Source organism: Geodermatophilus sp. SYSU D00766 (assembly GCF_054049915.1).
In genome coordinates, this window is sequence record NZ_JBJGYI010000055.1 from 1 (window position 1) to 19,951 (window position 19,951).

Genomic DNA, 19,951 nt, shown 5'->3' on the forward strand with positions numbered 1-19,951 from the left:
CCCCCCCCCCCCCCCCCCCCCCCCCCCCCCCCCCCCCCCCCCCCCCCCCCCCCCCCCCCCCCCCCCCCCCCCCCCCCCCCCCGCGCCCCCCCCCCCCCGCCCCCCCCCCACCGGGATGTCAGCCGAGCAGGTACAGCGGGGTCCCCTCGCCGGCGCAGTCGACGCCCGCCACCAGCGAGTCCCCACCGGCGCCCAGGGCGAGGTCCGCGGCGCTGCCCAGCAGGCTCTCGCACAGCACGATATCGGCGACCACCGCGCCGGAGGCGAGGTCGACGGCGGCGACGGCGGCCCCGTGCTCTCTGCCCGTGTAGGTCAGGTACACGAGGCGCTCGTCCGCATCGACGACGATCCCGGCGGCGTGACCGGGCGCGGCCCAGCGCTCCTGCACCTCGCCGTCCCGCACGGTGACCAGCTCCGCGTCCCCGCGGTCGCCGGTGAGGGCGACCGCGGCGAGCACGGTGCCGTCGGCGAGCACCTGCAGCGCGGTGCCGGTGCCGGTGGCCTCCGGCAGGTCGTCGGCCAGCCCGACCGGCTCGCCGACCAGCTGCAGCTCGGCGTCGTACTCGGCCAGCGCGACGCCGTCGGCCCGGCCGTGCACGAGCGCGGCCACCCCGCCGTCCGGGCGCAGCGCCAGCACGTCGGCCACCGGCGGCAGCACCACGTCGACCTGCAGCCCGGCGCTCGCGGTGACCGCACCGGTGGCGACGTCGACGGTGGCGAGCCGGCTCCCTGCGGCGGTGTCCCACGCGAGGCTCGCGTACAGGGTGCGGCCGTCGGGGGAGAGGACGCCGGTGGCGTCGTCGGGCGTGCCGAGGTCGGGGTCGGCGGCGACCGGGACCACCTCGGCCTGCTCCGCGCCGGGCCGCAGGACGGTGAGGACGACGTCGCGCTCGTCGCCGGCCACGATCGGGCCGAGCGCGACGACCGTGCCGTCACCGGCGACGAGCACCTCGCCACCGGCATAGGAAGCGATCCCCGTCTCCCGGCCGACGGTCAGGCCGACGTCGCCGGGGACGAGCTCCACCAGCGCACCGTCGTCGCCGGTGCGCAGCGCGACGAACGAGCCCCCGGGGAGCGCGGCGACGTCGGCGAGGCCCGCCAGGTCGACCCTGCCCAGCACGTCGGTGAGCGCGGCCTCCCCGGCGACGTCGGAGGAGCAGCCGGCGGCGAGGACGGCGGTGACGAGCAGCGCGGTGCCGCGCATCAGCCGAGGAGGAACAGCGGGTCGGCCTCGTCGACACCGGGGCACTCGGCGCGGGCGGCCAGGCTGCTGCCGTCGACGGCCAGCGCGAGCTGCGCGCCGGTGCCGAGCTCGTCGCAGAGGACGACGTCGGCGACCACCTCACCCGTGGCCAGGTCGACCGTCGCGACGGCGGCCCCGTTCTCCTCGCGCGTGTAGTCGACGTAGGCGTGGCGTCCGGCGGCGTCGACCACGACGTCCCACGCCTTCCCGGGGATCGCGACGCTGACCGGTTCCTCGCCGTCCCGCACGGTCACCAGGCGGTGGTCGGCGCCGTCCTCGCCGACCCGCAGCGCGACCACCGCGGCGCCGTCGGGCAGCACCTCGAAGGCGTAGCCGAGGTCGTAGGACTCGTCGGGCAGCACCTCGACCGGGTCGCCGACGGGCTGCAGGTCGGCGTCGTACTCGACCAGCTGGGCGCCGGACTCCTCGCCGGTGCGGTCGCGGGTGTTCTGCACCAGCGCGACCACCCCGCCGTCGGGCCGCAGGGCCAGCTCGTACACGACCGCCACACCGTCGGTCTCCACCTGCACCTGCTCGCTGGCGACCAGCGCGCCGGTGGCGACGTCGATCGCGGCGAGCCGGTTCACGTACCGGTCCTCCTCCACCTCCCACCGCAGGCTCGCGTAGAGGGTGGTGCCGTCGGCGGACAGCACGCCGGTGCCCTCGTCGGGCGTGCCGAGGTCGGGGTGCGGGGCGACGAGCGCGACGTCGACCTGCTCGGCGCCCGCGGGGAGGAGGGTGACGGCGAGGTCGAAGCCCTCGCCGTCGGCCGACACGACCGGGCCGAGCGCGACGACGGTGCCGTCGTCGGCGACGTACACCTCGCCGCCGAGCCCGTCGCCGGCGTAGGCGGCGCCCTCGGTGACCCGGCCGACGGTCAGGCCGCCGTCGTCGTCGGGGAGCAGCTCGACGAGGACGCTGCCCTGCCGGTGGGCGGTGCCGAGGTTGCCGGTGAGCAGGCCGACGTAGCCGCCGTCGGGGGTGGCGGCGACGTCGTAGAGGTCGAGCGCGTCGTCGACGGTGGCGAGGTCGAGCCGGCCGGTGATCTCGGTGAACGGCCCGGCGCCGGCCGGCTGGGCGGAGCCGGCGACGGTGGACGAACAGCCGGCCACGAGGACGGCGGAGCCGATGAGCACGGCTCGGGAGCGGGTCGGGCGCATGTGCGGGGCCTCCTGGGCGGTGGGGTCCTCCGCACCTTCGGCGGCGTCACTTGCCCGGCACTTGTGGATCACGTGCGCGCCCCGCCGGGACCTGAGTCCCTACTCCGGCCGGCGCCGCCGCCCTACGTTCCGGGAACCGGGCGCATCGAGACGAGTGGGGGACGGGATGGGCGTTCGCAGGTGGTCGACGGGTGCAGTGCTCGCCGTGGGGCTGGTCCTGGCCGCGCCGGCCGTGGCTGGCGCGGCGCCACCACAGACGACGCCGCCGACCACACCGGCGCAGACCGGGGGTGGGTGCGCCGAGAACGGCGCGGTCATCGCGGGTGCCGCCCGGGGCGACGAGCCGTTCGGGGAGACGGTCAGGGACAACACCCCGATCGCTCCGCTGAACGCGGTCTTCTTCACCCTGTTCTGCGCGGAGGACTGACCGCGCTGCCGGCGCCGTCCTGACCGGACGGAGGCTCAGGTGGTCGGGACGGCGTCAGCCGCGCTCGGCGACGGCGGCCAGCCGGTCGAGCGAGGCCCGCAGCCGGTCGGCGGTGGTGGACCGCGCCCGTGGCAGGCGCTGCTCGTCGGTCAGCTGTGACCAGTCGTAGGTGTGCGTGACGAGGGTCCGGACGTCGTCGATCGGCTCGAGCTCCCACCGCCAGAGGTGTCCCGGCGGTGCCTGGCCGGGCTCGGCGGGCCGCCACGCGATGCGCCTGCCCTCCTCGAACTCGACCACGTGGTTCTCGCGGACGTTGCCGCCGGTGAGCGTCATGGTGAAGACGTCGCCGACGGCCCGGACCCGCTGCCCGCCGGTCGCCTCGGCCAGGTTGTCGTTGCCGTCCCACCGCGGCTGCTGGGCCGGATCGGCGATCAACTCGAAGACCCGGGCAGCACCCGCCGCGACCTCCCGGTCGGCGCTGACGACGCGCGGGACCTCCTCGGAGCCGGTCATGCCGACATCGAAGCACCGGGGAGCGCCGGTTCGGGAGTGCGCGGACCGGAGGATGAGCGCACCCGCCGCTACCTCGCAGCGACCCCGGCAGGCGGTCGGGGTCCTGGGCTCAGCGAGGAGCGGGGAGGTCTTCGAGGTCGAAGGCGGCGTGCAGAGCGGCGGTGAGGGCGATCTCCTGCTCAGGCCGCAGCCGGCCGATCTGCCGACCCAGCGCCGACGTCGGCACGGTGACGATGTTGTCGCAGCTGATGACGCTCGGGTCGTCGAGGCCGTCGGCGGGGCCCACGGAGACCTCGGTCGACAACCCGCGGATCCTGCTCGTGATCGGGGCGACGGTGACCCGCGACAGGTGTGGGCGGACCAACTCACGGGTCAACACGAGGACGGGGCGGGTCTTGTCGAGTCGAGCCAGGTGGATGGGACGCATCAGTCGAGATCATCGAGCGGCGTCCGGGCCGCGTACTCGGCGAGATCGTCCAGATCGTCGGCTGGGGGCTCCGCGGCCAGGATGGCCGCATCGCGAGCCGCGATCTGGCGGCGCTGCTCGCGTCGGAGCGCCTGACCGACCACCGCAGCACGGGAAGGAGCTCGGCCGTCGGACACCAGTTGGTCGATGAACTCCACGAGTTCCTCGGGGAGTCGAACGGCGATCTGGGTGCTCACTCCATCTACGGTACCGAACCGGGATGCACAGTGGTACCGGCGGGATGGGAGCAGCAGCCTGATCGTCCTCCTGCCACCATGCGTGCATGCCCGTGTCGATGACCATCCGCGAGGTCCCGGACGACACACGTGACGAGCTCGCCGCCCGGGCCGCCCGATCGGGCCAGTCGTTGCAGGAGTACGTGCGCGCACAGCTGATCGAGCTGGCCCGGCGGCCCCGCCCCGTCGACTTCTGGGATCACGTCGATCACCGGGTCCGGGCGACGGGCAGCCGGCTGACGGCGGGGGAGATCCTCGAGCTCCGCGACGGCGCCCGCTGGTGACGGTCGTCGTCGACGGCTCCGTGGTGGTCGCCACCCCCGTGGACAACGGCTCGGACGGGGAGAAGTCGGACCCCAACCTGTAGGCCCTCGACCGCAGGTCAGCCGGCGCACCCGGGCCGCGGTGCCGGTTCCGGTCGCCGGATCTTCAGGGTCCTGACCGGCGAAGACGGACCGTTCCGCTCGGCGTCGCTGGGGCGCGTGTGACGACGACGTGCCGGCGGGCCACCCGGCTGCCGATGGGGCAGGGGAGCGACGGTCAGACCCCCGTCGACTCGGGGGAGTGCTTCCGCATGGCTGGACGACGACGGCTCCAGGACCGCCTCGCGGTCCTCGGTGGCGCGCGGCCCGACCTGCTCGAGGCGGCGCCGGGCGCGCGGCCGCGGTTCGCCGCGCTCGGCGGGGTCCTGCTCAGCACCGGCGGCCTCGCCGTCGCCTCGGCGTCGTTCGCGCTGCACATGGCCCTCGGCGTCTGGTGGCCGTTCGCGCTGGTGCTCGGCCTCGGCTGGGGCGCCGTGGTGGTCAACCTCGACCGGATGCTGCTGGTCGGGATGGCGCACGACGCCTCGCTCAAGCGCAACCTCGCCCTCGCCGTCCCGCGGGTCGGGCTGGCGCTGGTCCTCGGCGTCGTCGTCGCCACCCCGCTGACGCTGCAGGTGTTCCACAAGGAGATCGACGCCGAGATCACCGTCATGCAGGCCGAGGCGGCCGACGCGTACCGGCAGTCGCTGCAGGCCGACGCGCGCTTCGCCGGGCTCGACGAGCTGCAGCAGCGGGTGACGCAGGCGCAGGACGTCGTCGCCACCGGCGGGCAGGCCGACCCCGCGCTGGCCGCCGTCCAGACCGAGCTGACCGCCCGGCAGCAGGCCTACGACGCCGCCCTCACCACCCAGCGCGACCTCGAGGCGCGGGCCCAGTGCGAGCTCGACGGCACCTGCGGCACGGGCGAGGCCGGCACCGGCACCGCCTACGTCCAGGCCCGCGCCGCCGCCGACGCGCAGGCCGCCGTCGTCGCCTCCGCGCGTGCCGAACTCGACGACGCGACCGCGGCCGCCGCGGACGCCGAGTCGCGCAGCGCCGACCTCGCCGCCGCCGCGCTGGCCACCGACTCCGCCGAGCTGGCCCGGCTGACGGCGGAGCTCGACCGACTGCAGGCCGCGTTCGACGCCACCAACGAGGGGTCCGGCGGCATCCTGCTGCGGCTGGAGGCGCTCGACCGGCTCAGCGACCGCAACGCCACGCTGGCCGCGGCGAAGTTCATGCTGTCGCTGCTGTTCATGTGCGTGGAGATCCTCCCCGTGCTCATGAAGGTGCTGCTCAACTTCGGCCCGCCGACCGCCTACGACCGGCTCGCCGCCCTGCGCGACGGCGGCGACGTGGAGATCGAGCAGCTGCAGCAGCAGTCGCGGCGCACCGTGGCTGAGGCCAAGGAGGAGCTGCTCGTCATGGCCGAGCAGGAGCGCCTCGACCGGCAGAAGGCCGTCATCCGCACCCGCCACCTCGCCGCCATGGCCCAGGCGCAGGCCGACGCCGAGGAGGCCGCCCGCCCGCCGGCGCCGCGGCCCGCGCCGCCGGTCGAGGAGCCGGCCCGGCCGCTGTGGGACACCGGTCCCATCCGCCTGGCCCGCTCCGCCGCCCGCACCATCCGGCCCGGTCGCCGGCCGGGTGGGCGCGTCCCGACCGCGGTCTGAGGTGACACCGACGCCCTGAGCCCGCGAGGCGGTGCGAGCGTGTGCGCCCGCGCCTCCTTCCACGCCCCGTGGTGCGGCGTCGGCGCACACGCTCTCCGGGCCTGGCCGGCCCGCCGGTGACCTACGCCGAGCTAGCCGCTCAGATCCGTGAGGTCGTCGTCCGCGCGGGCTGAGTCACCGCAACGGGTCGTCGTCGAGGTACGGGAGCTCGGGGACCAGCTCGTCCCAGTCGTCGGGCGCCATGCCCAGTTCCCGGCGGACCCGCCGCCGGGCGACCAGCAGGTGAGCGGCCTCCCGTGCCGCGTCGAGCGCCTCGACCTCGTCGGTGTCCTCGACGTCGCCCAGCGCCCTGCGGGTGCCCATCGTCAGCCAGCGGTGGGCCTCGCGCAGGTCGCCGTGCAGCTCGTAGTCCTCGCCGATGAAGAGGTAGACGTCCCCGTCGGACGGTCGCTCTCGGCGCACCTCTTCGGCCAGCGCGCGGGCGGCATCGACGTCGCCGGCCTGGAGGAGGGCGTGGTGCAGGTAGCAGCGCACGTCGGGCTCGACGGGCTCCCCCGTCCCGACGGCGCGGCGGAGTACGCGGACGGCGTCGTGAGTGTCGCCGACCCGGACGAGCTGTTCCCCGGCGGCGACGAGCAGGTCGGCCGTGTTGACCTCGTCGCCGGCCCGGGTGCCCTCCTCCGCCCACGCCTCCAGCCGCCTCGCCATCGCGCGGCTGTCGTCCGGCGTCTGGCCCGGGTGGTGCAACGCCGCCAGGTCGTCCTGCGTGCGCGGCCTCCGCATGCGCCGACCGTAGGGCAGCCGATGGGTGACCGGCCTCGCTCGGTCGGCCTGCTAGCCGAGCAGCAGTCGCCAGGTGGCGTAGCCGTCCTCCGCCGCGTCGCCCAGCGCTCGCCACTCGGCCGCGTCGGGATCACCGAGCACCGCGTCGAGGCGCCGGAGCCGCTTGCGGTCGCTGCCGACGAAGCGGGCGCGTTCGGCGAGCGGGTCGGACACGAGACTGGTCAGGAACGCGGCGTCGCTGCTGTGCCGTCCCCGGTCACGGTTGTCGGCCGTCCACGCGGCGGCCTTGAGCACCAGGGCGCCGAGGACGTCCGGCACCGGTACGACCGCCGACCTGGCTCCTCTGACGACGGACAGCCGGACGGCTCGCTCCAGCGCCTGGTGGCCACCCTCGATGCGGATCGTCTCGCCACCCGCCGCCGTGCGCAGGGACCAGCGCGGCGGGGAGTGGTCGGGAGCCAGGACGTCGACGACGGCACCGTCCGTTCCCCGGCGGAAGCGGTAGACCTTGCCGGAGCTGTCCGGTTGGGGCTCCAGGTCGAGTTGGCGCACCGCCTGCACGCACCGCCTGCACGCACCGGCTCAGGCCGGCCGGGTCGGTGAGGAGATCGGCGAGCAGGTCGACGTCCTGGCTGGCGCGTGTGGGCGTCCGGCCGGCGGCCAGGCCGTGCAGCATGACCATCTGGCCGCCCACGAGGACCCATCCCGACGGGTCCAACCGTCCGGCCAGGTCGAGGACGAGGTCCCACAACCGGTCGAGCGCCCCGGTGAGCGGCGGCAGCACGACCTCCCGCGGGGCGCTCACCCGCGGAAGGTGGCCAGGGCCGCGGTCAGCAGGTCCAGCCCCGCCCGGCGGGTGCGCACGTCGGCCGACTCGGCCAGGTCGACGGCGACGACGGCGGCCGGCATGTGGTCCCGGCCGCCCAGCGGCAGGTCGCCGAACCGGGGGACGCGGACGAGGAGGTTCGGCTCCCCGCGGTCGGACAGACCCAGGTCGCGGCGGAGGTCGCCGAGCGTCCGCGCCGTGCAGTACAGCTCCGCACGGGCGCCGGCGGCGACGACGTCCGCCCCGACGGCGTCGGCCGCGGTGATCCCGGAGGCGAGGACTCCCTCAGCGGCCAGCACCCGGTCCCGGTAGGCCGGCAGGACCCGCAGGTCGTACCGGTCGGCGCGGTCGCGGACGGCCGCGACCACCTGCTCGGCGTCGGAGGCCTGGAGCCGCCCTCGCAGCCGCGAACTCGCCGCCCTGTCCACCCAGGGAGCACCCTCACCGGACAGCTCCCAGAGCGTCGCCCACGCGACCGGGGCGGACAGGACACGGCCAGGGGTCACGGTGAGCCGGGCGCGCTCGTCGACCGCGTCCTCCGTGAGGACGAGGGTGCGGCCCACCCGCTCCGCCGGCAGTGTCCCGGTCCGGACGAGCCGGCGTACTTCCTGCGGGCTCACGCCGAGACGGGTTGCCGCCTGGTCGACCGTCAGCACGGCTGCCTCCGCTGCAGAAATGACGCGCTAGCGCATCAATTCTGCAACGCCGACCCCGTGCGGCCGACCGACACGCCGCTCGACCTCAGCCGACGCGGCTCCAGGTCCCGCAGTCGTCGGTGGAGAAGGCGACGTCGGTCGGGAGGATCTCGACGTAGGTCTGCCCGGACGGGTTGTCGTTGGCCAGGATCGCCTCGAACTCGCCGGTGAGGTCGCTCAGCCGCTCCCAGTAGCAGCCCGAGCTCCCGGTGGAGACGTACGTGCCGGGCTGGATGTCCGCGTTGACCAGATACACGCCGTCCCCGAAGCCGCCGCTGACGTCGGGCCCGTCGAAGGCCGCCGGTTCCCACCGGCCGCAGTCGTCGGTGGAGAACGCGACATCCGTCGGCAGGATCTCGACGTAGGTCTGCCCGGACGGGTTGTCGTTGGCGAGGATCGCCTCGAACTCGCCGGTCAGGTCGCTCAGCCGCTCCCAGTAGCAACTACTCGTGCCGTCGGTCCGGTACCGCCCCGGCTGGACGTCGGTGCCGACCAGGTAGGTGCCGTCCCCGAACCCGGGAGGCTCCTCTGTCGGCGTCGGCGCCTCCGTGTCCGTCGGGGGAACGGCGGGCACGGACGTCGCGGGAGCCTCGGCGACCGTCGCCGTGGGCTCGGTCGACCCCTCCGAGGACGCCGTGATGCTGCGGACGACGGCCGTCACGACCAGCAGCAGCACCCCGGCAGCGATGACGATCCCGAGGCCCGAGTAGCGCGGCCCGGAAGGCGGCGGACCCCAGCCCGGCGGCGGTCCGGGTGGGCCCACCGGTGGCCCGGGCGGCGGACCCCACGCGGGCGGACCGGCCGCACTCCAGGGTGGCGCCTGCGGCGGTGTCGTCCACGGCGCGGGACCGTCGGGTGCGGGCGGGCGTGCCCCGTACCGGCCGTCGTCTGCCGGCTGGGACATCCGCGCGGTCCTCTCGTCGAACGGTTCGAGCCGACGGAGTATCGCTATCCGACCGGTCGTCGCGGGAGCGGGTCGCCCGATGGGGCGACAGCGACCGGATCAGTCCCGGCGGGCGGCCAGGCGCTCCAGTGCCGCGGTGAAGCTGTCGTTCCACAGCCCGAGGTACGGCCACCGCTGGGCGACGTGCGCCGTCGCCTCCTCCACCGACATCCCCTCCTCGCGCACCAGCCAGCCGCGCAGCACCAGCCCGGTGCGCGAGGCGCCACCGTGGCAGTGCACGAGCACGCGGTGGCCCTCGGCGTGCAGCGCGGCGAGGTCGTCGAGCACGTCGGCCAGCACCACGTCGATGTCCACGTTGTGGTCGTTGTCGGCGATGTAGGCCGTCCGGTGCAGCGTGTGCGGGAACGGCTCGGCGAGCCGGCACAGGCTGATGACGGCGAAGTCCTCGTCGCTGAAGCGGGCGCCGTCGAGGTTGCCCGCCCAGATGCCCGGCAGCACCTCCGCCGGGCCGATCCGCGGGATCACCCCCGTCTCGGCCCGGAAGAACTCCTTGCCGTCGAGCGCGGCGGCCAGCGGCAGCAGCTCCGGCAGCCGCCACACCCGGTCGCCGTGGCCGGGCACCCGGCCGTGCACGACCGAGGCCCACCGCATCGGGATGCCGCCCATCCCGTACACCGCGCCGGCCAGCCCGCCGGCCACGCACGCCACCGTGTCGGTATCCCCGCCGAGGTCGACGACCAGCCGCAGCACCTCGGCGAAGTCCCGCCCGTGCCGCAGTGCCCACAGCGCCTGACCGAGCGTCGGCCACCCCGCACCGTTGGACTCCGTCGCCATCGACGGCTCCCAGTCGGGTGCCAGCACGGTCGCCCACCGGTCCCGGTGCTCGGGTGCTACGAGCCCCAGGGCGGTGGGGACGGCGGCCAGCGGGTCGCCACCGTCGAGTGCCACCCGCAGCAGCTCGTGGAGGACGGCGCAGCCCTCGCCGGCCGCCGGGTCGCCGTGGGTGAGCGCCGAGATCCGCCGGGCCGCGTCCACGGTCGCCGCGGTGCCGAACCTGCTGGACCAGATCGCCGCCGGCGTCGTGCGCATCAGCGAGCCGTTGCCCGCCGCCCGTCCGGTGCGGGCGAAGTGGTCGGCCGCCGCGCGGTCCCAGGGCAGGCCCGAGTCGAACACCGCCCGGGTCTGCACCCCGATGTCCGGCGGGCCGGCCGCCGCCCAGGCCGCGAACCGGTCGAAGAGATCGGCCTCGTCCAGCCCGTCCCGCTCGACGAGGGAGGCGGCCACCAGCAGCGCCATCTGGGTGTCGTCGGTGAACTCGCCCGGCTCCCACCCCAGCGACCCGCCACCGCACATCTCGGTCAGCGACCCGCGCGCAGGACCGGGGAAGCGGGCGGAGAACGCGCCGGGCGGGCCGAACTCGAACGGCGCCCCGAGCGCGTCGCCCGCCGCCGCCCCGACGAGCGCGCCGGCCACCCGGTGCGAGCGGTGCAGTCCCCGTGTCACATGCGCCAGTCTGCGCGACGACGAGAGCGATGCCCGTGGGGCTGCCCCCCTGACCTCCGGCAGACTCGGCAATGTGGTGACCATCCCGCTGGACGAGGCTCAGGAACAGCTGTGTGCGCTGGTCGAGGCTGTCGAGTCGAGGCACGAGACGGTCACGATCACCCGGGACGGTCGCGAGATCGCCGTCCTGATGGCCACGGCGGATCTGGACTCGCTGCACGAGACGATCTTCTGGCTGTCGCAGCCCGACGTCCGCGCCGACGTCGAGGCCGCCCGTGCCGACCAGCGCGAGGGGCGCGTCGCAGCGGCAGGCGAGCTGAGGGCCGAGCTCGGTCTCCCCGAGTGACGCGCCCGCCCGCTGCGTGTGGGCTCGGCCGGGTGTTGCGACCCCCGCCGTCCCCCGGGCACCAACAGCGTGACAAAGGCGCGCGGGACCGGCGCGGAGGGACCCGATCCCGGCGTACACGTGAGACCGTCCCGTCCCGATGTACCGCTCCGACGGCTCCCTGGTCCTGAGCCCCTCCGACCTGACCCGCCACCAGGCCTGCCCGCACGTGACGACGCTCGAGCTCGCCGTCGCCGACGGCCGGCTCCGCCCGCTCGCCGAGGGTCCCGACGACCACGCCGCACTCATCGCCGACCTCGGCACCGCGCACGAGCTCGCCTACCTCGACGCGCTCGAGGCGGAGGGCCGCAGCGTCGTCCGCATCCCGCCGCGGCTCGACGTCGCCGGCCGCCGCGAGGCCGAGGCGATGACCCTGCAGGCGATGCGCGCCGGCGTCGACGTCATCTCGCAGGCGTCGTTCTTCGACGGCGTCTGGGGCGGCGCGGCCGACTTCCTGCTCAAGGTGGCCACGCCGTCGGGCCTCGGCGACTGGTCCTACGAGGTCGCCGACGCCAAGCTCGCCCGCCGCGTCAAGGTGCCCGCCCTGCTGCAGATGGCCACCTACGCCGAGCGGCTCGCCGTCCTCCAGGGCCGGCCGCCCGACCGCGTCTGCGTGATCACCGGCGACGGCGCCAGCAACCCGTGGCGGCTGGTCGACGTCGCCGCCTACGCCCGCCGCGCCCGCGCCACCCTCACCGCCTTCCTCGCCGACCCGCCGGCCACCGAGCCGGTCCCGGTCGGCTACTGCAGCCAGTGCACCTGGAAGCCGCGGTGCGACGCCGAGCTGCTGGCCGCCGACGACCTCTCCCTCGTCGCCGGGATGCGCAAGGGCACCCGCGCGGCCCTGCGCGCCGCCGGCATCACCACCCTCGAGCAGCTCGCCGGCGCCGACCCGGAGACGCTGCAGGCCGCCCGCATCGGCGCGGCCACCCGCACCCGGCTGCAGGAGCAGGCGCGCCAGCAGCTCGACGAGCGGCGCACCGGCGTCCCGAGCCGCACCCTGCTGCCGCCGTCGGGCCCGACCGGCCTGCTCCGGCTGCCGCAGCCCAGCCCGGGCGACCGCTACCTCGACTTCGAGGGCGACCCGCACTCCGCCGACGGCGCGGGCCTGGAGTACCTCGCCGGGATCGGGGACCGCGACGGCGGCTTCACCGCGCTGTGGGCGCACGACCCCGCCGCCGAGAAGCAGATGGTGTGCGACCTGGTCGACCTCGTCCTCGACGCCTGGCGCGCCGACCCCGGCATGCACGTCTACCACTACGCCGCCTACGAGGTCAGCGCGCTCAAGCGGCTCACCGGCCGCTACGGCGTCCGCGAGGCCGAGCTCGACCAGCTGCTGCGCGCCGAGCGGTTCGTCGACCTCTATCCGGTCGTCAAGCAGTCGATGCGGATCAGCAAGGGCTCGTACTCGATCAAGAAGGTCGAGGCGTTCTACGGCCGGCAGCACACCGGCGACGTCGCCGACGCGATGGGCAGCGTGATCGCCTACGAGCAGTGGCTGGCCGACCGGGATCCGAAGCGCCTCGAGGCGATCGAGCTCTACAACAAGGACGACGTCGACTCGACCCGCGAGCTGCACGACTGGCTCGAGGAGCAGCGCGCGGAGCTCGAGCGGCTCTACGGCGGACAGCCGCGGCCGATGCTGCCCGAGGCCACCGGCCCCGCGCCGCGGTCGGAGGCCGAGGCTGAGGAGCTCGCGCTGGTCGAGCGGCTGCAGGCGGCCGGCTCCGACCTGCTCGCCGACCTCGTGCAGTGGCACCGCCGCGAGGCGCGCCCGGGATGGTGGGAGTTCTTCGCCCGCGCCGACCTCGACGACACCGCCCTGGTCGAGGACGGCACCGCGCTCGGCCGGCTGACCGCGCCGGTGGAGGTCGGGCAGGAGAAGCGGTCGAAGCTGTACGAGTACCGGTTCCCGCCGCAGGACACGAAGCTCTCGGTCGGGTCCAGCGCGGTGGACGTCGACCAGCGGGTCAGCGTGGGCACCGTCGTCGCGCTCGACGCCGTCGCGGGGCGGGTCGTGGTCAAGACGGGGAAGCCGCCGGTGGCCGCCCGCGGGCTCGGGCCGAGCGGGCCGATCGACGACAAGGGCATGCGGGCGGCGATCGCCGAGACGGCCGAGGACGTGCTGGCCGGTCGCGACTGCCTCGGCCAGGCGCTGCTCGAGCGGCGGGTGCCGGCCGACTGCCGGCGGCTGCCGGGGGAGGAGGCCGGTGACGCCGTCGTCCGGCTCGGGCTGCGGCTCGACGGCGAGGTGCTCGCCGTGCAGGGTCCGCCCGGCAGCGGCAAGACGCGGGCGGCGTCGCGGCTGATCCGCGAGCTCCTGGACGCGGGCAAGAAGGTCGGCGTCACGGCCACCTCGCACGCCGTCATCGGCAACGTGCTGTCCGCCGTCGGCCGGCCGGCGCTGCAGAAGTGCGAGGAGAAGCAGGCCTGCGGCGCGCCGGGCGTGGAGTGGTCGAAGGACGGCAAGGAGGTCGCCTCGCGGCTGGTCGACGGTGACGTGTCGCTGGTCGGCGGGACGGCGTGGTTCTGGACGCAGCCCGACCTCGCCGAGGCCGTGGACGTGCTCGTCGTCGACGAGGCGGGGCAGTTCTCGCTGGCCAACGCCGTGGCGGTGGCGCGGGCGGCCCGTTCCCTCGTGCTCCTGGGTGACCCGCAGCAGCTGGCCCAGCCGACCCAGGGCGTGCACCCCGGCGACTCCGGACTCTCGGCGCTGGAGCACCTGCTCGCGGGCTCCCCGACCGTGCCGGTCGGTCGCGGCGTCTTCCTCGACCGGACCTACCGGATGCACCCGGCGCTGACCGCGTTCGTGTCCGACCTCGCCTACGAGGGCCGGCTGGAGTCGGCGCCGCTGCGCGAGCGGATCACGGTGCGCCCGGGCGGGCTGGTGTCCGGCTCGGGGCTGGCGGTGCGGTTCGTGCAGCACCCGGTCGCGTGCGCGGCGTCGTCGGCGGAGGAGGCGGCCGAGGTGGCCGCCGTCTGGCGGTCGCTGCAGGGCGTCGGCTGGGTGGATCACGAGGGCGCGGAGCGGCCGATCGGCCCGGACGACGTGCTCGTCGTCGCGCCGTACAACAACCAGGTCGCGCAGATCCGCGCGCAGCTGCCCGACGGCGCGCGGGTGGGCACGGTCGACCGGTTCCAGGGGCAGGAGGCGCCGGTGGTCGTCTACTCGACGACGTCGACGTCGGCCGAGGAGGCGCCGCGCGGGGTGTCGTTCCTCTACGACCTCAACCGGCTCAACGTGGCGGTGTCGCGGGCGAAGGCGCTGGCGGTGGTGGTGATGAGCCCGCTGCTGCTCGACGCCGCGGTGCGGACGCCGGAGCAGCTGCGGCAGGTCAACGCGATGTGCCGGCTGGCCGAGATGGCGCAGGTCTGACCGGGTCCGCGAGGGGTCCGGAGCGGGCTCCCGGCGCGTAGGCTCCGCCGCCTCGCACGGGTGCCCCCCGGGCCGACGGAGGCACCCGCGACGTCGTCGAGTTCCGGGGGTCCGCTTCCATGACCGACCACCCCGTCCCTCCTGACCGGCACCGGCACGCCCACCGCCCGGCGCGAGCGGACCGCCGCAGGCCCGCGCTCCTGGCCGCCGTCAGCGCTCTGGTGGTCGTCGCGGTCGCCACGGCGCTGCTCCTCGCGTCGTGGGACGGCGCCGAGGACGCGGCCACCGCGGAGCAGGCGGTGGCGACCCCCGTGGCGAGCACGCCGCCGAGCAGCCTGCCGGTGACGGCACCCGCCCCGACGACGACCGCCGAGGCGCCCGCGCCGGACGTCCCCCAGGAGTTCGTCGACGCGGTGCAGCGCATCGGCATCCCGCTGGACCCGCACACCGGCTGGGTCCTCGCCGAGGGGATCTGCGTCCGCCTCGGGCAGCCGGAGTACGACCAGTTCCGGATGTCCGAGGGCGTGGAGCGGCTCTTCCCGTCCGTGTCCGACGACCAGGCGCACGAGTTCGTGGCGATGGTGGCCGAGTCGGTCTGCGGGATGTGAGCCCCGCGGTCCCGCGATCGACGTGCGGGGACATCAGGCCGCGGGTGCCAGTGGGGTGGGAACGGTGATCTCGCTGCCATCGGGTCGGTAGGTGTGCCATCGGCCGTCGGGTTGTCGCTCGACGCGGAAGCCGTGGTGGACCTTGGTGTGGTGCCGCTCGCACAGCAACGCGGAGTTGTCGAGTGAGGTCTCGCCACCGTCGATCCAGTGCACCAGGTGGTGCACGTCGGCCCAGTGGGTCGGCGCGTCACAGCCGGCGAAGACGCAGCCGCCGTCGCGGAGTTCGACGGCCTTGCGGATGGCCGGGGTGACCACCCGCTTGGTGCGGCCGACGTCGAGCGGCTGGCCTTCCGGGCCGATGACGATGCGGGTGACCTGGCCGTCGCAGGCCAGCCAGCGGGCCCGAGCGGCGGAGATGACCGCGCCGAACCCCATGGGGGCACTGCCTGCGCCGGCCGCCGGGTCGGCCAGGTCGTCGAGGTCGACCCGCACGGCCACGTGTGGCTTGACCGTCCGCAGCACCGGCAATGCACCGGAGCCCAGGGCGTTGTCGCACAGCTGCACCAGCGCGTCACCTTGCCGCTGTGCGCGGGTGCGCTGGTCGCCGGCGGGCCGGTCGGCTTGCACGTGCGCCTCCAGCGCCGCCTGCAGCTTCTCCCCACCGACCGCGTCGAGGTGGAAGCGGCCGCTCAGGGATCCGTCGGCGTGCTTGGCCACCGTCAGCGACCGGTCCTCGGTCGGATCCGGCTCGGGACCGTCGGGATCCAGCGCGTCGAGATACCGCTGCACCACGCCGGCCAGGTCGCGGTGGTCGCAGTCGAGGGCCACCTGCGTCAGTGCCGCGTCGATCGCACCCAGGTCGACGCCCCGCGCGGTCGCAGCGGCCAGCCGCTCGGGAGTGACGACCCGAGCTGCCTCGGTGACCTGCTCGGCGGTCACCCAGCCTGCTTCGTGCGCCTCGGCCAGGGCGGGCAGGTGCTCCAGCGCCCGCCCGTTGCGCACCAACCGGGTAGCGGCCGCCAGCGAGAGTCGGCAGTGCCCACACAGCCATGACGTCATCGACTTCAGCCCGTCGCGTTCGGGCGCCTGGGACAGCTCCGCCGCCCGCACCCGGCGGGCCAGTGCGGCGTCGATCCGGTTCCGCTCAGCAACCAGCGCGGCGACGTCGTCGAGCGAGTCACCGCCGGCGGGATCGCTCGAACACATGATCGAAGCCTACCGTCAACTGAAGCGCTGCTCAAGACGAAACCGCAGGTCAAAGCCAAGTTCACGACGGACGTGGCGGCGGCTGGCCGCCGAGCACACCGGCGACCACCGCGGCCGCCTCGTGCCCGGTCCGGACCGCGTCCAGCACCGGCGCCCCGCCTCGCCACCCGGCCAGCACCCCGGCGGCGAGGGCGTCCCCGCAGCCGGTCGTGTCGCGCAGCCGCCCCTCGGGCAGCGGCGCCACCGGCACCTGCCACGTACCCGCCCGCGTGAGTACGCGGGTGGGGTGTGCGCCGGCGTGCACCACGACCAGCGGCGGCACCTCCGCGGGCAGGCCGCCGAGCAGCCCCAGCACCGCGGCCTCGGCGGCGTTGCAGAACAGCAGGTCCGCCCGCAGCCCGGCGAGCAGCCCGCGGTAGGCCGCGACCCCGTGCCGCTCGATCCGCGCCGCGGCCGCGATGTCGACGCTCACCGGCACGCCGGCGTCGCGCGCGAGGGAGGCGACGGCCACCAGCGCGTCCGGGAAGCGCAGCAGGTCGTAGCCGTCCAGGTGGACGACGGCGGCGTCGGCGAGCCACCCGGCGCGGACGTCGTCCGGTGTCAGGCCGCCCTCACCCCGGTCGGTGAGCGGCGTCCGCTCGCCGTCGGGGTGGACGAGGACCGTCGACAGCGGCGCCCGGCCGCGGCGGACCACCGCCGTCTGCACGCCCCGCGCGGCCAGGCCGGCGAGCAGCGTGTCGGTGAGCGGGTCCGCCCCGGCCCACCCGGCCAGCCGCGCCGGGGTGCCGAGCCGGGTCAGGGTCGCCGTGACGTTGGCCGGCGCCCCGCCCGCCGTCGTCGTCCGCACCACCCGCTGCTGACTCCCCGCCCGCAGCGGCTCACTGAGCTCGAGCATCTGGTCGGCGACCAGCTTGCCCACCGCCACGACCGGGCCGGAGCCGGCGCGGCGGGGCCATCGCGGGCCGTCCTCGTCGTCCACGGCGACCAGGGTGCCCCGGCCGGGGAGGCCGGCCGGGGCACCCTGCCTGAGGTGCGTCAGGCGACGCGGCGGGCGCCCGCGTAGCTCGGCATCGAGTCCAGGTCGACGACGGCGACCGGCTTGCCGGCGGTCGAGGCGTGGACCATCTGGCCGTTGCCGATGTACATGCCCACGTGCGACACCGGGCTGTAGAAGAAGACCAGGTCACCCGGCTGCAGGTCGGACTTGGCCACCGCGGTGCCGAAGGTCGACTGGAGCTTCGAGGTGCGCGGGATCGAGATCCCGGCCGCCGCGTAGGAGTAGCTGGTCAGGCCCGAGCAGTCGAAGGCGTTCGGGCCGGTGGCGCCGTAGACGTAGGGGTCACCGACCTGGGCGAGCGCGGTGTCCACGGCGACCTGGGCCGCGGCGTTGGGGGCGACCGCCGGCGCGGCGGCCACGGTCGCGGTCGCCGTCCCACCACCACCCGAGTTCGCCGAGGCCGGGAGAGGTGAGAGGACGATGCCGGCTCCGGCGATGGCGGCGACGGCGATGCCGCGGAACGAGCGGCGGGTGGTGGACGTGCGTGCAGTCGTCATCGACGACGGTTCTCCTGTTCTCCACGGCCGCCTACCGGGTTAGCTGACGGGTTCGGACGGGGGAGTCGCCCGGCGCGACGGATCGCGCTCCACCCCAGGACTGCGGTGGGTCCCCGGCCCGGGTACCGGCTCTCGTGCCGGTGCCCGGTTCGGCGTGTCCGGCGGGTGTCACACAGGGCGTGACGGAGGACCCTGGCCGGACCGCGACGACGGTAGGGAGGGGTCCCAGGCCCCTCAACCGGACCGGGGGCCCGCCACGCCCGGACCGGCTCCCGGGACTTGACACCGGCCGCACGGCGGGACACCGGCTCCGACCTGCACGGATGCACGTGCCGCCGCCGTCCTCCCGGCGACGCGCCGTCGCCGACACGCCGGGCGGGACGAGAAAGGACGTGGCGGTGCGTCCGCACACGCCGTCAACGGCCCGCCACGCGCGGGGAGCGCAGCCGCCGGGATCCCCAGGGTTGCACCGCACGTTGACGGGGCACCCGACAGGCAACCGACATGAGGAGGACCCCGTGGGGATGTTGAGGAAGCTCGTGGCTTCGGGTGTCGCCGCCAAGGTGGTGCAGGAGCTCCAGAAGCCGCAGAACCAGGCCAAGATCAAGCAGTTCATCCGCGACTACCAGAGCAAGAACAAGAAGGGCGGGACGAGCGGCCGCGCCTACTGACCCACTCCGCTCCGCACGCCCCCCGTCCCGCGTCCGGGCCGGGGGGCGTGGTGCGTCCGGGGGTGCTTCCCGCGGTCCGCGTCATGCCGGCGTCCTCGCGGCGTCCTCATGGGTGCGGGGACCACCGAGGGGGCGAGGAGCGCATGACCGAGACCACGACGACCACCACGAGGACCGGCGGGGGTGCGGCGGACCGTCGACCGCACGAGCGGCGCGAGCACGTGGAGGCACTGCGGCGGGCGGCGACCCACCTCGCGACGGCGGAGTTCCTCGAGCGCCGCGCGGACCGGTCGGTCAACGCCGCGCTCGGCGCCCTGCTGCGCGAGCGCGCCTGCGAGCGCCGGCGCCGGGCCGGGCGGATCCTCACCGACCTGGGCATGCGCCCCCCGCGCGCGGTCCACCGCAGCCGGACCTCCCGCGCCGTCACCGGCGGCTGAGCGTCAGGGGCGGCCGGCGTGGGGGACGTCGACCTCCGTGGCCAGCAGCACCGCCTCGCGCACCGGCGCGCGGTTGTGCTCGTAGAAGTCCGGCGCCGCGCACATCAGCAGCGTCCGGCCGTCGTCGCCGCCGAGCATGCAGGCGAACACGCCCAGCCCCTCGGGTGCGGCGACGGCGTCGACGATCTCGCCGCCCTCGGCCACCCGCACGACGCGACCGCCCACGCCGTCGGCCGCCCAGATGCGGCCCTCGGCGTCGAGGGCGCAGCCGTCGGGTGCGACGGCGAGCTGTCCGAGCACCTCTTCGGTGCTCCGCCCGGTGACCTCGGGGCCCAGGGAGGCCCACACCCGGCGGTTGGTCAACGAGCCGTCGGGCGCCAGGTCGAACGCGGTGTAGCGGTTGCCGAGGGTCTCCCCGACGACGAGCGTGCCGCCGTCCGGGGTGATGACCGTGCCGTTGGGGAACTGCAGCCCCTCGGCGGCCACGGACACCGTCCCGTCGAGGTCCACCCGCTTGATCGACGCGGTGGTCGGCGCGCCGCCACCCATGAGGTCGAAGCCGAAGTCCCCGACGAACACGTGCCCGGCGTCGTCGACCACGAGGTCGTTGAGGTGCCCGCCGCAGTGTTCCGAGAGGTCGGCGTGGGGCGTCAGCGACGAGCCGTCCCACCGGAGCAGCTCGCGGGTCTTCATGGAGACGACGACCAGGGACCCGTCGGGCAGCCAGCCCAGGCCCGACGGCTGCCCGGGGACCTCGAACTGCACGGTCTCCTGGCCGTCGGCGGTCACCCGGCTCACCGTCTGCCGGTAGAAGTCCGACACCCACCACGTGCCGTCGTGCCAGCGCGGGCCCTCGAAGAACCCGCCGCCGGTCAGCACCGTCCTGATCTCGCGCTCGGCCATGAGCGGACCCTAGGGCCCGAGGACGGGCGCCACAGCCGTCCGGCGCGCTCGTGCTCTGCCCCCGCACGGGGGGCAGAGCACGA

Annotated in this window: 22 protein-coding genes and 1 riboswitch; of the genes, 8 read left to right on the plus strand and 14 right to left on the minus strand. The window is 75.3% G+C overall.

The features are described from left to right. Window positions 1–118: 118 nt before the first annotated feature. Complete coding sequence (locus ACI8AD_RS23350) at window positions 119–1,204, minus strand: hypothetical protein (RefSeq protein ID WP_456872917.1); 1,086 nt, start codon at window positions 1,202–1,204, stop codon at window positions 119–121. Continuing rightward, window positions 1,204–2,403 carry a hypothetical protein gene (locus tag ACI8AD_RS23355; protein ID WP_456872918.1) on the minus strand — a complete coding sequence of 400 codons (1,200 nt, stop codon included), beginning with the start codon at window positions 2,401–2,403 and terminating at the stop codon, window positions 1,204–1,206. The genes ACI8AD_RS23350 and ACI8AD_RS23355 overlap by 1 nt, the downstream gene beginning before the upstream one ends. 205 nt (window positions 2,404–2,608) lie before the next feature. Between ACI8AD_RS23355 and ACI8AD_RS23360 the strand changes: the two genes are divergently transcribed. Then, window positions 2,609–2,830, plus strand: a complete 222-nt coding sequence (locus tag ACI8AD_RS23360) for a hypothetical protein (protein WP_456872919.1) — start codon at window positions 2,609–2,611, stop codon at window positions 2,828–2,830. 54 nt (window positions 2,831–2,884) lie between these two features. Here ACI8AD_RS23360 and ACI8AD_RS23365 read toward each other — a convergent pair whose 3' ends face one another. From ACI8AD_RS23365 to ACI8AD_RS23375, 3 genes are all read right to left on the minus strand, one after another. Beyond that, entirely contained in the window at window positions 2,885–3,343 is a 459-nt protein-coding gene (locus ACI8AD_RS23365; RefSeq protein WP_456872920.1) for an SRPBCC family protein, read from the minus strand. A gap of 109 nt (window positions 3,344–3,452) precedes the next feature. Continuing rightward, entirely contained in the window at window positions 3,453–3,770 is a 318-nt protein-coding gene (locus ACI8AD_RS23370; RefSeq protein ID WP_456872921.1) for a type II toxin-antitoxin system PemK/MazF family toxin, read from the minus strand. Then, window positions 3,770–4,006, minus strand: coding sequence for a ribbon-helix-helix domain-containing protein (locus ACI8AD_RS23375; RefSeq protein WP_456872922.1), 237 nt, complete (start codon window positions 4,004–4,006; stop codon window positions 3,770–3,772). Before ACI8AD_RS23375 ends, ACI8AD_RS23370 begins: the two co-directional genes overlap by 1 nt. Before the next feature lie 86 nt (window positions 4,007–4,092). Between ACI8AD_RS23375 and ACI8AD_RS23380 the strand changes: the two genes are divergently transcribed. Both ACI8AD_RS23380 and ACI8AD_RS23385 read left to right on the plus strand, forming a co-directional pair. Then, complete coding sequence (locus ACI8AD_RS23380; protein WP_456872923.1) at window positions 4,093–4,329, plus strand: FitA-like ribbon-helix-helix domain-containing protein; 237 nt, start codon at window positions 4,093–4,095, stop codon at window positions 4,327–4,329. A 290-nt stretch (window positions 4,330–4,619) separates the two neighbouring features. Next, on the plus strand, window positions 4,620–6,017 hold the full coding sequence (locus ACI8AD_RS23385; RefSeq protein ID WP_456872924.1) for a DUF4407 domain-containing protein: 1,398 nt from the start codon (window positions 4,620–4,622) through the stop codon (window positions 6,015–6,017). A 174-nt stretch (window positions 6,018–6,191) separates the two neighbouring features. Here ACI8AD_RS23385 and ACI8AD_RS23390 read toward each other — a convergent pair whose 3' ends face one another. The 5 genes from ACI8AD_RS23390 to ACI8AD_RS23410 form a co-directional block, all read right to left on the minus strand. Continuing rightward, window positions 6,192–6,800 carry a tetratricopeptide repeat protein gene (locus ACI8AD_RS23390; protein ID WP_456872925.1) on the minus strand — a complete coding sequence of 203 codons (609 nt, stop codon included), beginning with the start codon at window positions 6,798–6,800 and terminating at the stop codon, window positions 6,192–6,194. A gap of 51 nt (window positions 6,801–6,851) precedes the next feature. Further along, window positions 6,852–7,361, minus strand: a complete 510-nt coding sequence (locus ACI8AD_RS23395) for a hypothetical protein (protein ID WP_456872926.1) — start codon at window positions 7,359–7,361, stop codon at window positions 6,852–6,854. A 240-nt stretch (window positions 7,362–7,601) separates the two neighbouring features. Continuing rightward, window positions 7,602–8,282 (minus strand): helix-turn-helix domain-containing protein, encoded by a 681-nt coding sequence (locus ACI8AD_RS23400; protein ID WP_456872927.1) that lies wholly within the window; start codon window positions 8,280–8,282, stop codon window positions 7,602–7,604. A gap of 85 nt (window positions 8,283–8,367) precedes the next feature. Continuing rightward, window positions 8,368–8,997, minus strand: a complete 630-nt coding sequence (locus ACI8AD_RS23405) for a hypothetical protein (RefSeq protein ID WP_456872928.1) — start codon at window positions 8,995–8,997, stop codon at window positions 8,368–8,370. A 327-nt stretch (window positions 8,998–9,324) separates the two neighbouring features. After that, window positions 9,325–10,728, minus strand: a complete 1,404-nt coding sequence (locus ACI8AD_RS23410; protein ID WP_456872929.1) for an ADP-ribosylglycohydrolase family protein — start codon at window positions 10,726–10,728, stop codon at window positions 9,325–9,327. 76 nt (window positions 10,729–10,804) lie between these two features. Between ACI8AD_RS23410 and ACI8AD_RS23415 the strand changes: the two genes are divergently transcribed. The 3 genes from ACI8AD_RS23415 (at window position 10,805) to ACI8AD_RS23425 (ending at window position 15,097) form a co-directional block, all read left to right on the plus strand. Next, a complete protein-coding gene (locus ACI8AD_RS23415) occupies window positions 10,805–11,074 on the plus strand; it encodes a type II toxin-antitoxin system Phd/YefM family antitoxin (RefSeq protein WP_456872930.1) in 270 nt (89 codons plus the stop codon). Between the two features lie 139 nt (window positions 11,075–11,213). Further along, window positions 11,214–14,489 (plus strand): TM0106 family RecB-like putative nuclease, encoded by a 3,276-nt coding sequence (locus ACI8AD_RS23420; RefSeq protein ID WP_456872931.1) that lies wholly within the window; start codon window positions 11,214–11,216, stop codon window positions 14,487–14,489. A 119-nt stretch (window positions 14,490–14,608) separates the two neighbouring features. Further along, on the plus strand, window positions 14,609–15,097 hold the full coding sequence (locus tag ACI8AD_RS23425) for a hypothetical protein (protein ID WP_456872932.1): 489 nt from the start codon (window positions 14,609–14,611) through the stop codon (window positions 15,095–15,097). Between the two features lie 33 nt (window positions 15,098–15,130). On the opposite strand, the gene ACI8AD_RS23430 is transcribed toward ACI8AD_RS23425, so the two are convergent. The 3 genes from ACI8AD_RS23430 to ACI8AD_RS23440 form a co-directional block, all read right to left on the minus strand. Then, window positions 15,131–16,303, minus strand: a complete 1,173-nt coding sequence (locus tag ACI8AD_RS23430; RefSeq protein ID WP_456872933.1) for a DUF222 domain-containing protein — start codon at window positions 16,301–16,303, stop codon at window positions 15,131–15,133. A gap of 61 nt (window positions 16,304–16,364) precedes the next feature. Next, window positions 16,365–17,282, minus strand: a complete 918-nt coding sequence (locus ACI8AD_RS23435; protein ID WP_456872934.1) for a carbohydrate kinase family protein — start codon at window positions 17,280–17,282, stop codon at window positions 16,365–16,367. Between the two features lie 56 nt (window positions 17,283–17,338). Then, window positions 17,339–17,857 (minus strand): C40 family peptidase, encoded by a 519-nt coding sequence (locus tag ACI8AD_RS23440; protein ID WP_456872935.1) that lies wholly within the window; start codon window positions 17,855–17,857, stop codon window positions 17,339–17,341. Between the two features lie 12 nt (window positions 17,858–17,869). After that, a riboswitch (cyclic di-AMP (ydaO/yuaA leader) is annotated at window positions 17,870–18,022 on the minus strand. A 353-nt stretch (window positions 18,023–18,375) separates the two neighbouring features. On the opposite strand from ACI8AD_RS23440, the gene ACI8AD_RS23445 reads away from it, so the two are divergent. Both ACI8AD_RS23445 and ACI8AD_RS23450 read left to right on the plus strand, forming a co-directional pair. After that, window positions 18,376–18,528: a hypothetical protein gene (locus ACI8AD_RS23445; protein ID WP_456872938.1), complete on the plus strand. Its 153-nt coding sequence runs from the start codon at window positions 18,376–18,378 to the stop codon at window positions 18,526–18,528. Between the two features lie 143 nt (window positions 18,529–18,671). Next, the gene (locus ACI8AD_RS23450; RefSeq protein WP_456872936.1) at window positions 18,672–18,965 is read left to right on the plus strand and encodes a hypothetical protein; all 294 of its coding nucleotides are present in this window, start codon (window positions 18,672–18,674) and stop codon (window positions 18,963–18,965) included. A gap of 3 nt (window positions 18,966–18,968) precedes the next feature. Here ACI8AD_RS23450 and ACI8AD_RS23455 read toward each other — a convergent pair whose 3' ends face one another. Next, window positions 18,969–19,868: an SMP-30/gluconolactonase/LRE family protein gene (locus ACI8AD_RS23455; protein ID WP_456872937.1), complete on the minus strand. Its 900-nt coding sequence runs from the start codon at window positions 19,866–19,868 to the stop codon at window positions 18,969–18,971. Window positions 19,869–19,951: the final 83 nt, after the last annotated feature.